Below are 15,566 nucleotides of genomic sequence, written 5' to 3' on the forward strand. Positions count from 1 at the left end.
CTTTCCTGTTATCCTTCGTGCAGTCCGCACTCACGCTTCAATCCGAAGAAACGCGTCTCTTCTTCCGCCATACCCGGCTCCCATTTGCGGGTGGTGTGGGTATCGCCTACCGACAGATAGCCCTGATCCCACAACGGATGGTATTTCAAACCGTGTTTTTGCAGATACTGGTAAACCGTACGGTTATCCCAGTCGATGATCGGCAGAACTTTAAACACACCGCGCTGGATAGCCAGCACCGGCAAATGCGCACGACTGCCCGATTGCTCTCGACGCAGACCGGCAAACCATGTTTGCGCGTTCAGCTCCTGCAGCGCCCGGTTCATCGGCTCGACTTTGTTGATGTCATTGTATTTTTCAATACCTTCAACGCCCTGCTCCCACAGTTTGCCGTAGCGCGCTTCCTGCCAGGCCGCACTTTCCTTCGCCCGGTAGACTTGCAGATTAAGCTTAAGCTTGTCCGTTAACTCATCAATAAACTGATAGGTTTCCGGGAACAGGTAGCCAGTATCGGTGAGGATCACCGGGATATCCGGGCGAATCTGATTTACCAGATGCAGGCTCACTGCCGCCTGGATACCAAAACTTGATGACAGTACATATTCACCAGGCAGGTTTTCCAGCGCCCACGCTACGCGATCCTCGGCGCTCAGTTTTTCCAGCTGGGCGTTGGTTTCGGCCAGCGCTAATACGCGATCCACTTTTGGCAGTTCGTTTAGCTTGTTTAGATCGAGTTGGGACATAAGTTCCTCACTGTATGCCTTGCCTGATGGCGCTTCGCTTATCAGGCCTACGCAGGCTGTAGGCCGGATAAGGCATTTATGCCGCCATCCGGCAATTCAGGTTATTCCCAGAAATCACGCGCTGGATCGAGCACCGGGCGAATGATGCCCGCACGCACCGTAAAGTCGCCGAAGCCTTCACCCGCTTCGCGCTCTTTCGCCCAGCGCCCAACCAGTTCGTCGACGGATGCCAGAATTTCCGTTTCCGTAATATTCTCGCGATACATACGCGGAATGCGCGTTCCCATACGGTTACCGCCCAGATGCACGTTGTAGCGGCCCGGCGCTTTCCCCACCAGCCCCAGCTCGGCCAGCATCGCACGGCCACAGCCGTTCGGGCAGCCGGTCACGCGCATCACGATGTGCTCTTCAGGAATGCCGTGTTTTTCCAGAATCGATTCCACTTTGTCAGTGAATGACGGCAGGAAACGTTCGGCTTCCGCCATCGCCAGCGGACAGGTCGGGAACGACACGCAGGCCATGGAGTTTTCGCGCTGCGGCTTCACCGCATTCATCAGACCGTGATCGCGCGCCAGCTTCTCGATCTTCGCTTTTTGGCTTTCAGGCACGCCAGCAATGATCAGGTTCTGGTTCGCGGTAATGCGGAACTCACCTTTGTGGATCTTCGCGATCTCAAGCAGACCGGTTTTCAGTGGTCGGCCCGGATAATCGAGGATACGGCCGTTTTCAATAAACAACGTCAGGTGCCATTTATTGTCGATCCCTTTCACCCAGCCGATACGATCGCCGCGACCGGTAAACTCGTACGGGCGGATCGGCTCAAATTTGATCCCCGCGCGGCGCTCAACTTCAGCTTTAAAGGTCTCAACGCCTACGCGTTCCAGCGTGTATTTGGTTTTCGCGTTTTTACGATCGGTACGGTTACCCCAGTCACGCTGCGTGGTCACCACCGCCTCAGCCACGGCCAGCGTATGCTCAAGCGGCAGATAACCAAACTCGCTTGCCGTACGGGCATAGGTTTTCTTATTGCCGTGCTCAATCGACAAACCACCGCCCACCAGCAGATTAAAGCCCACCAGCTTGCCGTTTTCCGCAATCGCCACGAAGTTCATGTCGTTGGCGTGCAGATCGATGTCGTTCTGCGGTGGGATCACGACCGTGGTTTTAAACTTACGCGGCAGATAGGTTTGACCGAGGATCGGCTCTTCGTCGGTGGTCGCGACTTTTTCCTGATCCAGCCAGATCTCTGCATAGGCGCGGGTTCGCGGCAGCAGATGTTCGGAGATCTTTTTCGCCCACTCGTAGGCTTCCGCGTGCAGCTCAGATTCATACGGGTTGGAGGTGCACAGCACGTTACGGTTCATATCGTTGGCGGTCGCCAGCGCGTCCAGGCCGACGGAGTGCAGCATCTGGTGTACTGGCTTAACATTCTTCTTCAGAATGCCGTGAAACTGGAAGGTCTGACGGTTGGTCAGACGAATGCTGCCGTAAATAGTGTTGTCATGGGCGAACTTGTCGATCGCCTGCCACTGCTTGGTGGTGATCACCCCACCCGGCAGACGACAGCGCAGCAGCATCGCGTGACGCGGCTCCAGCTTTTGCTCGGCACGTTCGGCGCGGATATCGCGGTCATCCTGCTGGTACATACCGTGAAAACGGATCAGCAGGAAGTTGTCGCCTTTAAACCCGCCGGTCAGGCCGTCGTTTAAATCTTCGGCAATGGTACCGCGCAGATAGTTGCTTTCCAGCTTCATACGCTCAGCGTCGGACAGTTTGCCTTCGACCACCAATGGTCCTGGATGTTTTTCGCTCATTAGTAGACATCTCGCTGATAACGGCGCTCAATGCGCAGCTCACTTAAAAATTCATCCGCCGCTTCGATATCCATACCACCGAATTCGGCAATCACTTCCAACAACGCCTGCTCAACGTCTTTCGCCATGCGATTGGCGTCACCGCAGACATAAATGTGCGCACCGTCGTTAATCCAGCGCCACAGTTCCGCGCCCTGTTGGCGCAGTTTATCTTGTACGTAGACTTTTTCTTTTTGATCGCGGGACCAGGCGAGATCGATACGGCTCAGTACGCCCTCTTTGACGTAACGCTGCCATTCCACCTGATACAGGAAATCTTCGGTAAAGTGTGGGTTACCAAAAAACAGCCAGTTTTTGCCTTCGGCTCCGTCAGCCGCACGTTGCTGCATGAATGCACGGAACGGCGCAATCCCCGTACCCGGTCCAATCATAATTACCGGCGTCTGCGGGTTCGCTGGCAGACGGAAGTTGTCGTTGTGTTCAATGAACACGCGAACTTCACCTTCTTCTTCCACGCGGTCGGCGAGGAAACTGGAAGCACCACCAGCACGGGCGCGACCTTCTATCTCATAACGCACCACGCCCACGGTGACATGCACTTCGCTTTCCACTTCCGCCTGGGAAGAAGCAATGGAGTACAAACGCGGCGTCAGCGGACGCAGAAGATCAACTAACGCCTGAGCATCCAGTTGCGCCGGAGAGAAGCGCACCATATCGACGATGGGCGTGGTTGCGGCGTAATGCTGCAACTGTGCTTTGTCACCCACTAACGGCAGCAAAGTTTCGCTGCGGGTTAAGGTGGCATAGTTTTCCACGATATTGCCGGTGTTAACCGTCAGCTCGAAATGCCACTGCAACGCTTCAGCGAGCGACAGGGTTTTTCCTTCAACCGTGACCGGCTCATCACCTTTCAGCCACAGCAGTTCAACCAGTTCTTTAACCAGAGCCGGGTCATTCTGATACCAGACGCCCAGCGCATCGCCCGGCTGATAACGCAGGCCGGAATCGCCTAAATCAATTTCAATATGGCGCACGTCTTTTTCAGAGTCGCGGCCGGTAATTTTCTGATTCACCGCAAGCGACGCCGTCAGCGGCGCTTCTTTGGTGTATGGGCTGGTGTGTACTTCATTTACTGCACCGCTCGCGGCAACTTGCACAGACGGTGCCGCAGGCGCACGCGCTTTCAGGACATCAACCAAACGGGCACGCCACTGCGCAGCCGCTGCCTGGTATTCGACATCGGCATCTACACGATCGAGCAGACGTTCACCGCCCAGCTCAGCCAATTTGGTATCGAAGTCTTTTCCTGCCTGGCAGAAAAACTCATAAGAGGTGTCGCCAAGACCAAACACGGCAAAAGCAGTGTTATCAAGCTTTGGCGCTTTTTTCGAGAACAGGAATTTATGCAACGCCACGGCTTCTTCCGCCGGCTCACCTTCCCCTTGCGTTGATGCCACCACGATCAGCAGTTTTTCATTGGCGATTTGTTTGAATTTATAGTCGCCAGCGTTGATGAGAGTGACGTTGAGCTTCGCGGCGATCAGATCATCGCGCAGGGCTTCCGCCACACGGCGCGCATTACCGGTTTGCGAGGCGGAGATAAGCGTAATGCCTGGCATTTCAGCGACAGGCGCAGGCGCCACCGCGTTGCTGCCAGGCTGCTGATTCAGCACGCCCCAAAAATAGCCAGAAACCCACGCAAGCTGTGCGGGAGTGAAATCGGTCGTGGCCGCCTGAAGGCGTGCCAGTTGCTCCGGGTTTAGCGGTAGCAAAGCAGAAGGTGGGGCCTGTGTCGTCATGCGTTGTCATGTTCCAGTAAGCAAAGCGGATTTCAGCAATAAAACCCAAACTGAAGATAAGGTTAACGGCGGGGATAGTAACAACTAAAGAAGGGATGGAAATAACAAATAACCAAATGGACTAACCTGTTTTAGTTATAGTTATTAACTGCAAAACAGATTATATAAGCATTTGATATATAAAAAATTACCAAATATTAACGTCATGAATGAATCGTTCTGATACTCAGCACCCTTTTAAATAATGATAAAATTTCCTCTTTACGGTACCCTACCGCGGTTTTTCGCATTCTTGAGAGTAAATAATGTCCACCACCTTGTTTAAAGATTTCACCTTCGAAGCCGCTCACCACCTGCCGCATGTACCGGAAGGGCATAAGTGTGGCCGCCTGCATGGTCACTCATTTATGGTGCGTCTTGAAATTACCGGTGAAGTCGATCCGCATACCGGTTGGATCATGGATTTTGCTGAGTTAAAAGCCGCGTTTAAGCCGACTTACGACAGACTCGATCACTACTATTTGAACGATATTCCTGGCTTAGAAAATCCAACCAGCGAAGTGCTGGCCAAATGGATTTGGGATCAGGTTAAACCTGTGATCCCTCTGCTGAGTGCTGTAATGGTGAAAGAGACCTGCACAGCGGGCTGCGTTTATCGCGGCGAGTGATTGTAGGCTTGCCGGATGGCAACGCATCTTCTCCGGCCTGCATTGAGCAATAAACTATGGCCGGGTAAGCGAAACGCCCCCGGCACAGTTATCAGGCAATATTCAGATACTTATGGGTTTGCATCGACAGACGCCAGTTTCGCGCAATACAGGTATCAATGCACAAACGCGTCGCATCCTCTTTCTGGCTGATTGGCTGTAAGGCGATGATTCGCGGTTTATCGTCACTCAACGTCGCCAGCAGTTCATCCAGCGCTTCAATATCGCGGACACGGCCAACCGGATGCTTGATTTCATTCGCGCGCTCCAGTGCCTGTGACAGCACATCATAGCCACCGCGCATATTCACCTTCGGCGATACGGTCACCCAGGTATTCGGCGTACAGCGTACTTCGTGCGTGCCGCTGGTCTCAATCTGGCAGCTAAAGCCGTTCTTTTCCAGCAGGTCAGTCAGCGGCATCAGGTCATGAATGCAGGGCTCACCACCAGTGATCACCACGTGACGGGCGGTATAGCCCTGACGCGAAATGACCGCCAGCAGATCTTCGCTGCTCGCAGCGCCCCATTTATCGCTTTCTTTGGTCTTGGCCAGGATGCTGTACAGGGAGACTTCCCGATCCTCAAGCTTATCCCAGGTGTGTTTGGTATCGCACCAGGCACAGCCAACCGGGCATCCCTGTAAACGAATAAAAATGGCGGGGACGCCGGTAAAGTAACCCTCACCTTGCAGGGTCTGGAACATCTCGTTAATCGGGTACTGCATAGCGCTCTCAATATGGGGATAAACGATAATTATCGCAGATCCCCGCCAAAGTATCATGCCCCATCGATGCTTTACGAGGCGATCGCCGCGACAAAGCGTACCGTTATCTGCTGCGGGCGCGTGATAGCTCCACCAACCACCACGGTATGAGCGCCTAATGCCAGGCATCGTGCAGCACGTTCAGGGGTATCAACGTTCCCTTCCGCCACAACCGGGACGCTGACCGCAGCCAACACATCACGTAAAAAACCGCAGTCGTTTTCCGCCAGCACATGCCCGGCAGTGTCAGCGGTATAACCGTAGAGCGTGGTGCCCACACAGTCAAAACCCAGGCGCTCGGCGGTCGCCGCTTCGTCTACGGTGGCAATATCCGCCATCAGCAGTACGGACGGATAGCGAGCGCGGATTTGCGTGACCAGTTCTTCCAGCGATTGCCCACCGGGGCGCGGGCGCGCTGTCGCATCCAGAGCAATAATTTCCGGCTCAACGGTCATCAGTTCATCGACTTCCTGTAAAGTGGCCGTGATAAACACATCGCTACCCGGATAATCACGCTTGATAATCCCAATCACCGGCAGGGAGACGCTCTCTTTGATCGCGCGAATGTCCACCACGCTGTTCGCACGAATACCTACCGCACCACCCTGCGCTGCCGCCAGCGCCATACGTGACATAATAAATGGGCTGTGCAGGGGCTCATTTTCCAGCGCCTGACAGGAGACAATTAATTTACCTTTCAGGGAATCCAGTACAGTTTTCATTACGATAAGCTCTCTTCGACTTCGTTTTTAATGATGGTGACATGCGGGCCATAAATCACCTGAACCCCGTTGCCGCGAATAATTACGCCACGGGCTCCGGTCGCTTTCAGCGCCGCTTCATCGACCTTGCTGCTCTCTTTCACCGTCACGCGCAGGCGTGTGGCGCAACAATCCACCTCTTCCAGATTCTCTTTGCCTCCCAGCCCGGCGATCACTGCCGCAGCTCGCTCACTCTGCGGCAGGCCGGATTCAGTCGGCGCTGCGTTTTCACGACCTGGTGTCAACCAGTTAAAGCGGTTAATCAAATAGCGGAAGGTGAAGTAGTAAAGGAAGAACCACGGGATCCCCACCATGGGGACGTACATCCAGTTGGTTTTAGCTTCCCCCTGTAGCACGCCGAAAAGGAGGAAATCGATAAGCCCACCCGAAAAGGTTTGCCCGATGGTGATATGTAAAATATGCGCCATCATAAACGCCAGACCATCGAAGAAGGCGTGAATGACGTATAACACGGGTGCGACAAACAGGAAGGAGAACTCGATAGGCTCAGTGATACCTGTCAGGAAAGAGGTCAGGGCCGCTGACAACAGCAGACCAGCGACAAGTTTTCTGTTCTCAGGCCTGGCGGTGTGGTACATCGCCAGACATGCGCCAAGCAGGCCAAACATCATGGTGATGAAGCGCCCGGACATAAAGCGCGAGGTGCCCGCATAGAACTGCTGCGTATTCGGATCGGCAAGTTGCGCGAAGAAAATACGCTGAGTACCTTCAACTAACTGGCCGTTGACGATTTCACTTCCGCCAAGCGCTGTCGTCCAGAACGGCAAATAAAAGATATGGTGTAAACCCAGTGGGCCAAGCATACGCAGGATGAAGCCATACAACAGCGTCCCCAGATAGCCTGTCGCATCCACCAGACCACCCAGTCCAAAAATGAGTTTCTGGAAATGCGGCCAAACCACCGTCATGACCGCACCCACGACAATCGCGGCAAGGGAGCTAATAATCGGTACAAAGCGCGAACCGCTGAAGAAACCAAGGAACTGAGGTAATGAGACTTTATTGAAACGGCTATGCAGCGCGCAGGTGACAAGCCCAATCACCACCCCACCGAACACACCCGTTTCCAGTGTCTGAATACCCAGCGTCATCCCCTGGCCTACGGCACCGGGATTCTCGTGCGCCAGCGTTCCGTTGAGCGTCAATAAAGCGTTGATGGTGGCGTTCATCACCAGAAATGCCAGCAATGCCGCAAGCCCGGCGGTACCTTTATCCGTTTTCGCCAGTCCTACTGCGACACCTACCGCAAAAAGCACCGACAGGTTGGCAAACACAATAGAACCTGCGCTGGTCATGATCGTGAAAATTGCCTGTAACCAGTCAACGTCCAAAAATGGATAAGCAGTCAATGTGTTTGGATTCGACAGCGCGCCGCCAATCCCTAACAACAGCCCCGCAGCAGGCAGTACCGCAATCGGCAGCATGAACGATTTGCCGAACCGCTGTGCCTTTTCGAACCATGCGCCCGATGAAGCGCCGCTAAACATTTGCATCATTTTTTCATCTCTCCGATTAATGATGAAAATTATTATCACATTTAATATAGATAATGAAAATTATCATCAAAATCCAGGAAGCCGATCATACTTTTTTAAAATGACTGGCATCTCTCCCCTGCTTTCCGCCACACTATCAACAGAGAAACGCATTAAGGATTTTGCATGTCAGAAAATGAAAACCTGCTGCTGAGATTGCGCCAGGGCGTTGACGGATATAGCCGAACACAGCAGAAGCTGGGAGAGTTTGTGCTCAGCGATCCGGCAAAAGTTGTCTACCTGACGATTACCGAACTGGCGCGTGAAAGCGACACCAGCGAGGCGAGCGTCACACGTCTGTGCCGCGCACTTGGGTGTAAGGGTTATAACGAATTCAAAATGGCGCTGGCACTCGATCTCCAGCAAGGACAGCCGGTAGAGCACAGCGGGGATGAAATTGACAATGTGGTCAATGAATCCGTACAAGCGTTGCAGGACACAGCAAAATTACTCGACAGGACATTACTGGAATCCGCCGCTTTGGCACTGCATCAGGCCCAGTCGGTACAGATTTATGGCGTAGCGGCCAGCGCTATTCTGGGGGAGTATTTACATTACAAACTCCTGCGCCTCGGCAAACCTGCACAATTGTTCAGTGACATGCATCGTGCAGCCATGAACGCCACAACGCTTAACAAAGACACGCTGGTGGTAGCGATTTCCAGTTCAGGTTCGACGCGCGATCTACTGCATGTCGTTAAACTGGCGCGTAAGCAAGGCGTGCGCGTACTGGCGTTAAGTAATACGCCGCGCAGCCCGTTGGCTTCGCTGAGCGATATTCAACTGGTCGCAGCCAAACCAGAAGGTCCGTTGAGTGCTGGCGCGCTAAACGCCAAGGTGGGAGTGATGCTGTTGGTAGAACTACTGACTACGTCGCTGATTGCTCTGGATGAAAAGTACAGTGATGTGAGCCAGAAAACCGCCAGCGCAACCCTTCCTCTACTGCTTTAAGGGCATAAAAAAACCCGCCGCAGCGGGTTTTTACGTTAAGAGTTAAAGAACAGGATTACGCCTGACCTTTGATCTCTTTACGACCGTTGTACGGTGCTTGTTCACCCAGAGCTTCTTCGATACGAATCAGCTGGTTGTACTTAGCAACGCGGTCAGAACGGCTCATAGAACCAGTTTTGATCTGGCCTGCAGCGGTACCAACAGCCAGGTCAGCGATGGTAGCGTCTTCAGTTTCGCCAGAACGGTGAGAGATGACAGCGGTGTAGCCAGCGTCTTTCGCCATTTTGATCGCAGCCAGAGTTTCGGTCAGAGAACCGATCTGGTTGAATTTGATCAGGATGGAGTTAACGATGCCTTTTTCGATGCCTTCTTTCAGGATCTTGGTGTTAGTTACGAACAGATCGTCACCAACCAGCTGGATTTTGTCGCCCAGTACTTTAGTCTGGTATGCGAAACCGTCCCAGTCAGACTCGTCCAGACCATCTTCGATGGACACGATCGGGTACTGTTTGGTCAGTTCTTCCAGGAAGTGAGTGAATTCTTCGGAGGTGAATGCTTTGTTGCCTTCGCCAGCCAGAACGTATTTACCGTCTTTGTAGAATTCAGAAGCTGCACAGTCCATCGCCAGGGTGATGTCTTTGCCCAGCTCGTAGCCAGCTGCTTTAACCGCTTCAGCGATTACAGCCAGAGCTTCAGCGTTGGAACCCAGGTTCGGCGCGTAGCCACCTTCGTCACCAACTGCAGTGTTCATACCTTTAGCTTTCAGAACTTTAGCCAGGTTGTGGAACACTTCAGAACCCATACGAACGGCTTCTTTCAGAGTCTTAGCGCCAACCGGCTGAATCATGAATTCCTGGATGTCGACGTTGTTGTCAGCGTGCTCACCACCGTTGATGATGTTCATCATCGGAACCGGCATGGAGTATTTACCCGGAGTACCGTTCAGTTCAGCGATGTGTGCATACAGCGGCAGGCCTTTTGCAGCTGCTGCTGCTTTGGCGTTCGCCAGGGACACAGCCAGGATGGCGTTTGCACCGAAGTTGGATTTGTTTTCAGTACCGTCCAGATCGATCATGATCTTGTCGATGCCAGCCTGATCTTTAGCATCTTTACCCAGCAGAGCCTGAGCAATTGGGCCGTTAACAGCTGCAACAGCTTTCAGTACGCCTTTACCCATGAAACGAGATTTGTCGCCATCGCGCAGTTCCAGTGCTTCGCGGGAACCAGTAGAAGCACCTGACGGAGCTGCTGCCATACCAACGAAACCACCTTCCAGGTGTACTTCGGCTTCAACAGTCGGGTTACCACGGGAGTCGATGATTTCACGACCGATGATTTTAACGATTTTGGACATTAGATTTTCCTCAGTACAAGTTAAACTAAAACTCCAGACAAACAATGCACCCTAATGGGTGCATTGCCGTTCTAACTTATTTACTTCTTACTTCGCCTGACGCTTCTGATGTTCACTGGCGGCTTTCACAAAGCCGGCAAACAGCGGGTGCCCATCACGTGGCGTGGAAGTAAATTCCGGGTGGAACTGACAGGCCACGAACCACGGATGATTCGGTACCTCAATGATCTCGACCAACTGATCATCACCGGAACGGCCTGCAATACGCAGACCCGCAGCTTCAATCTGTTTCAACAGCATATTGTTGACTTCATAACGGTGGCGATGGCGTTCAACAATTGTCGGCGCGCCGTACAGTTGACGAACCAGGCTATCGTCGCTCAACTGACACTGCTGCGCGCCAAGGCGCATTGTGCCGCCCAGATCGCTCTTCTCTGTACGGACTTCGACGTTGCCGTCTTCATCGCGCCATTCGGTAATCAGGGCCACCACCGGGTACTTACAGTCTGGCACAAATTCCGTGGAGTTGGCGTTGTCCATACCCACTACGTTACGTGCAAACTCAATCAACGCAACCTGCATACCCAGGCAAATGCCCAGATAAGGAATATTGTTCTCACGCGCAAAACGCGCCGTCGCGATTTTACCTTCAACACCGCGGTAGCCGAAGCCGCCAGGGATCAGGATTGCATCAAGACCTTTCAGGATCTCAACGCCACGCGTTTCGACATCTTGCGAATCGATCAGCTTGATGTTGACGGTGACACGATTCTTCAGACCACCGTGCTTCAGCGCTTCGATAACTGACTTATAGGCATCCGGCAGTTCAATGTACTTGCCGACCATACCGATAGTCACTTCGCCTGCCGGATTCGCTTCTTCGTAGATAACCTGTTCCCATTCTGACAGATTAGCTTCCGGACAGTTCAAGCTGAATCGTTTACAAATATAATCGTCAAGGCCCTGAGATTTCAACAGGCCCGGGATTTTATAGATGGAATCGACATCTTTCAGAGAAATCACCGCTTTTTCCGGAACGTTACAGAACAATGCAATTTTTGCACGTTCATTAGCCGGAACTGCGCGATCGGAGCGGCAAATCAGGATATCTGGCTGAATACCGATAGAAAGCAGCTCTTTTACAGAGTGCTGAGTCGGTTTAGTTTTGACTTCACCTGCCGCCGCCATGTACGGAACCAGCGTCAGATGCATAAACAGCGTGTGCTCACGGCCAATTTCTACGGCCATCTGGCGAATCGCTTCAAGGAACGGCAGAGATTCGATATCCCCAACGGTTCCGCCGATTTCGACCAGAACAACATCATGACCTTCACCGCCTTCCAGAACGCGCTCTTTAATGGCATTCGTGATGTGCGGGATAACCTGAACTGTTGCGCCCAGGTAGTCGCCACGGCGTTCTTTACGCAGAACGTCGGAGTAGATACGACCGGTGGTGAAGTTGTTACGGCGGCTCATTTTGGTACGAATGAAACGCTCATAGTGACCCAGGTCCAGGTCGGTTTCAGCGCCGTCTTCGGTAACGAACACTTCCCCGTGTTGGATTGGGCTCATAGTACCTGGATCGACGTTGATGTACGGATCCAGTTTCATCATGGTTACATTGAGGCCACGGGCTTCAAGAATAGCTGCCAGGGAGGCTGCGGCAATGCCTTTTCCCAGAGAGGATACGACCCCGCCGGTCACAAAAATATAGTTCGTTGTCATGCTGGACCTGAGAAGTTAGGGTGAAACGATGGAATTACCAAGACGGGAAAGTAGTATACCCGAACATGACGAGCGCCACAAACTTTCATTATTCCTCCTCTTCACCAGGCTCACATTAACATCGGGAGTGAGAAAATAGCCCCTTTGGGGTAAATGTTTTTGACGTAAATCAAGCGCTTGTTATTTAAAAAATCACACAAATCGCCCTTGACCGACGAAATCCCTTAGAGATCAATTTCCTGCCGTTTTACCTGTTGCCAGACTTCTTCCATAGTTTCCAGATCAACACCAGTCATTTCCAGACCGCGCGAAGCCACAATTCGCTCAACTTCACGAAAACGCCGCTCAAACTTCTCGTTCGCTTTCTGCAATGCGGTCTCTGCTTTAGTGCCTAAATGCCGGGCCATATTGACCGTAGCAAACAGCAGATCGCCCATTTCCTCCTCCAGTTTAGCCTGGTCGACAACAGCCTGCTTAGCCTCAAACATGACTTCGTCGATCTCTTCGTAAACCTTGTCGACAACCGGTCCTAATGTTTTCCAGTCGAAGCCAACATTTGAGCAGCGTTTCTGGATTTTTTGGGCGCGCATTAATGCCGGTAAACTGCGGGGAATATCGTCGAGTGCGGAATGCTGTGCCTTCTGGGCACGTTCTTCACTTTTGATTTTTTCCCAGCGGGTCAAAACCTCAGTACTGTTACTGGCAGAAACATCAGCAAAAACATGTGGATGACGGCGTTCAAGCTTATCGCTTATCGCAGCACAAATATCATCAAAGTTGAAGCGTCCTTCTTCCTGCGCCATCTGGGCGTAAAACACCACCTGGAACAGCAGGTCGCCCAGCTCTCCGCGCAGGTCGTCAAAGTCTTCACGCGCAATCGCGTCCAGCACTTCATAGGTTTCTTCGAGAGTGTAAGGAGCAATAGTGGAGAATGTCTGCTCTTTGTCCCACGGACAGCCGTTTTCCGGGTCGCGCAGGCGCTGCATAATACCGAGCAGTCGGTCGATTTGATTCATTGGAATGTCCTGAAATTTCAATATAGTAGACCGGATAACGCGACAACCGACACCCAGCAACATAGCAATGCCTGATGGCAACGCTAACGCGTCTTATCAGGCCTACAAGGTTATCCGGCCTACAAAATCATTAATTACCGTGCAAGCGACGTGCGTCGATCACATCCGGTACCTGGTTCAGCTTGCCGAGCACGCGCCCGAGCACCTGCAGGTTATAAATTTCGATGGTCATATCGATGGTGGCCAGCTGTTGTTTGGTATCACTTCGGCTGGCAACTCCCAGCACGTTCACCTTCTCGTTGGCGAGGATCGTGGTGATATCACGTAACAAGCCGCTGCGATCGTTGGCCTGGACGCGAACCACCAGCGAATACCCTGCCGAGTAGCTTTCGCCCCAGACCGCATCAACAATACGTTCCGGCGCATGGGAGCGCAGCTCAGCCAGCTGTTCACAATCCGCCCGGTGCACGGAAATACCGCGTCCCTGGGTAATAAACCCGACAATCTCATCGCCTGGAATCGGCTGGCAGCAGCGGGCGATGTGGTGCATCAGGTTACCTACCCCTTCCACCACCACACGACCGTCGTCTTTACGACGACTCTGCGGTACCTGCGTTTTCTGCTGAAGCTGTTTCAGTGCGGCGGCATCCTGTTCGGCAGCGCTTGGCTTATTAAACTGCGCCTGCAGGAAGTTCACCATTTGGTTGAGGCGGATGTCTCCCCCACCAATCGCCGCCAGCAACTCGTCCAGCTCATTGAAGCTGTAGCGCGGTAGCAGGTGTTTTTCCGCCTCTTTCAGGCTGATGCCTAAATGCGCCAGCTCATCGTCGAGGATCTGGCGACCTGCAAGGATGTTCTTATCGCGGTCCTGTTTACGGAACCAGGCGTGGATCTTCGAACGCCCACGACTGGTGGTTACGTAGCCAAGGTTAGGGTTCAACCAGTCGCGGCTTGGGTTTGGCTGTTTCTGGGTGATAATTTCAATTTGATCGCCCATCTGCAGCTGGTAGGTAAACGGTACAATGCGCCCACCAATTTTCGCGCCAATGCATCGATGCCCCACATCGCTATGAATGTGGTAAGCAAAATCGAGCGGCGTGGAGCCTGCTGGTAGGTCCACAACGTCGCCTTTTGGCGTAAAGACGTACACGCGGTCATCAAAGACCTGGCTACGAACTTCATCCAGCATTTCACCGGAGTCCGCCATCTCTTCCTGCCAGGCAATCAGCTTACGCAGCCACGCAATGCGATCTTCATGGCCAGAACGCGCCGCGCCTGAAGCAGTGCCCTCTTTGTACTTCCAGTGTGCCGCAACGCCAAGTTCGGCATCTTCGTGCATCTGTTTGGTACGGATCTGAATTTCAATGGTTTTCCCGCCCGGCCCCAGCACAACCGTATGGATTGACTGATAGCCGTTGGGTTTCGGGTTAGCAACGTAATCATCGAACTCATCCGGCAGATGGCGATAGTGAGTATGTACTATCCCGAGTGCGGCATAGCAGTCCTGTAAACGCTCTGCCACGATACGCACTGCGCGTACATCGAACAGTTCATCGAAGGCTAACTGCTTTTTCTGCATTTTGCGCCAGATGCTGTAGATATGCTTCGGACGTCCGTACACTTCAGCTTTGACGCCTTCCGTTTTCATCTCTGAGCGCAAATGACCGACGAACTCATCAATGTAATGTTCCCTGTCGATACGTCGTTCATGCAGCAGCTTGGCTATGCGTTTGTATTCAGCCGGGTGCAGATAACGGAAGCAATAATCTTCCAGCTCCCATTTTAATTGCCCGATTCCCAAACGGTTGGCCAGCGGCGCATAAATATTGGTGCACTCTTTTGCCGCCAGAACGCGTTCATCTTCCGGCGCGTCTTTCACTTCACGCAGATGGGCAATCCGCTCTGCCAGCTTGATGACCACACAGCGGAAGTCATCTACCATTGCCAGCAGCATGCGGCGGACGTTATCGACCTGCTCGGAAGAAACTGAATCGGTATGCGTGGCTTTAAGCTGGCGTATCGCCGCCATATCACGCACACCGTGGATAAGATGAACAATAGATTTGCCCACGCTCTCGCGCAGGATGTCTTCACTGACCACGTTGGCATCAGCCAGAGGGAACAGCATTGCTGCACGCAGCGTGTCGATATCCATGCTCAACATAGAGAGAATTTCTACCATCTCCACGCCACGCCACAGCAGCAGATCCGCATCCGGATGCCCCTGTGTCTGCTGGAGGCAGTACGCCCAGGTTTCGGCTAAGCGTTCACACGACTGCTGGCTGGAGATCCCCAGACTCGCGATCCATTTCTTTGGATCAAACTCACCAGCTTTATTTATATGTGCACTTCTTACCGCAACCATTGTCCTCTCCTT

12 protein-coding genes are annotated in these 15,566 nt (G+C 52.9%); 2 read left to right on the forward strand and 10 right to left on the reverse strand.

The annotated features are described in order from the left end of the window. Positions 1 to 8: 8 nt before the first annotated feature. The 3 genes from cysH to cysJ all read right to left on the reverse strand — a co-directional run bounded on the left by cysH (position 9) and on the right by cysJ (position 4,356). A complete protein-coding gene (gene cysH / locus OGY18_RS12015) occupies positions 9 to 743 on the reverse strand; it encodes a phosphoadenosine phosphosulfate reductase (RefSeq protein ID WP_003825712.1) in 735 nt (244 codons plus the stop codon). Between the two features lie 101 nt (positions 744 to 844). Beyond that, the gene (gene cysI, locus OGY18_RS12020) at positions 845 to 2,557 is read right to left on the reverse strand and encodes an assimilatory sulfite reductase (NADPH) hemoprotein subunit (RefSeq protein WP_149281298.1); all 1,713 of its coding nucleotides are present in this window, start codon (positions 2,555 to 2,557) and stop codon (positions 845 to 847) included. Continuing rightward, a complete protein-coding gene (cysJ, locus tag OGY18_RS12025) occupies positions 2,557 to 4,356 on the reverse strand; it encodes an NADPH-dependent assimilatory sulfite reductase flavoprotein subunit (protein WP_148361526.1) in 1,800 nt (599 codons plus the stop codon). Before cysJ ends, cysI begins: the two co-directional genes overlap by 1 nt. Positions 4,357 to 4,661: 305 nt before the next feature. Here cysJ and queD point away from each other — a divergent pair, with 305 nt between their 5' ends. After that, positions 4,662 to 5,024: a 6-carboxytetrahydropterin synthase QueD gene (gene queD, locus OGY18_RS12030; RefSeq protein WP_286553124.1), complete on the forward strand. Its 363-nt coding sequence runs from the start codon at positions 4,662 to 4,664 to the stop codon at positions 5,022 to 5,024. 91 nt (positions 5,025 to 5,115) lie between these two features. Here queD and queE read toward each other — a convergent pair whose 3' ends face one another. From queE to OGY18_RS12045, 3 genes are all read right to left on the reverse strand, one after another. Beyond that, positions 5,116 to 5,787, reverse strand: a complete 672-nt coding sequence (gene queE / locus OGY18_RS12035) for a 7-carboxy-7-deazaguanine synthase QueE (protein ID WP_003034139.1) — start codon at positions 5,785 to 5,787, stop codon at positions 5,116 to 5,118. A gap of 71 nt (positions 5,788 to 5,858) precedes the next feature. Further along, positions 5,859 to 6,548: an N-acetylmannosamine-6-phosphate 2-epimerase gene (locus tag OGY18_RS12040; protein WP_286553128.1), complete on the reverse strand. Its 690-nt coding sequence runs from the start codon at positions 6,546 to 6,548 to the stop codon at positions 5,859 to 5,861. Beyond that, entirely contained in the window at positions 6,548 to 8,104 is a 1,557-nt protein-coding gene (locus tag OGY18_RS12045; RefSeq protein WP_286553130.1) for a maltose/glucose-specific PTS transporter subunit IIC, read from the reverse strand. The genes OGY18_RS12040 and OGY18_RS12045 overlap by 1 nt, the downstream gene beginning before the upstream one ends. Positions 8,105 to 8,269: 165 nt before the next feature. Here OGY18_RS12045 and OGY18_RS12050 point away from each other — a divergent pair, with 165 nt between their 5' ends. Next, positions 8,270 to 9,094, forward strand: a complete 825-nt coding sequence (locus OGY18_RS12050) for a MurR/RpiR family transcriptional regulator (RefSeq protein ID WP_286553132.1) — start codon at positions 8,270 to 8,272, stop codon at positions 9,092 to 9,094. Positions 9,095 to 9,149: 55 nt separating this feature from the next. Here the strand turns inward: OGY18_RS12050 and eno are convergent, their stop codons facing one another. The 4 genes from eno to relA form a co-directional block, all read right to left on the reverse strand. Then, positions 9,150 to 10,448, reverse strand: coding sequence for a phosphopyruvate hydratase (eno, locus tag OGY18_RS12055; protein WP_003034129.1), 1,299 nt, complete (start codon positions 10,446 to 10,448; stop codon positions 9,150 to 9,152). 87 nt (positions 10,449 to 10,535) lie between these two features. Further along, positions 10,536 to 12,173 carry a glutamine hydrolyzing CTP synthase gene (pyrG, locus tag OGY18_RS12060; RefSeq protein ID WP_003034127.1) on the reverse strand — a complete coding sequence of 546 codons (1,638 nt, stop codon included), beginning with the start codon at positions 12,171 to 12,173 and terminating at the stop codon, positions 10,536 to 10,538. A gap of 224 nt (positions 12,174 to 12,397) precedes the next feature. Next, positions 12,398 to 13,189, reverse strand: a complete 792-nt coding sequence (gene mazG, locus OGY18_RS12065; protein WP_003825693.1) for a nucleoside triphosphate pyrophosphohydrolase — start codon at positions 13,187 to 13,189, stop codon at positions 12,398 to 12,400. Positions 13,190 to 13,319: 130 nt separating this feature from the next. Further along, positions 13,320 to 15,554 carry a GTP diphosphokinase gene (relA, locus tag OGY18_RS12070; RefSeq protein ID WP_286553134.1) on the reverse strand — a complete coding sequence of 745 codons (2,235 nt, stop codon included), beginning with the start codon at positions 15,552 to 15,554 and terminating at the stop codon, positions 13,320 to 13,322. Between the last annotated feature and the right edge of the window lie 12 nt (positions 15,555 to 15,566).

This window comes from Citrobacter sp. Cpo142, assembly GCF_030332425.1.
In the GTDB taxonomy this organism is placed as follows: Bacteria; Pseudomonadota; Gammaproteobacteria; order Enterobacterales; family Enterobacteriaceae; genus Citrobacter; species Citrobacter portucalensis.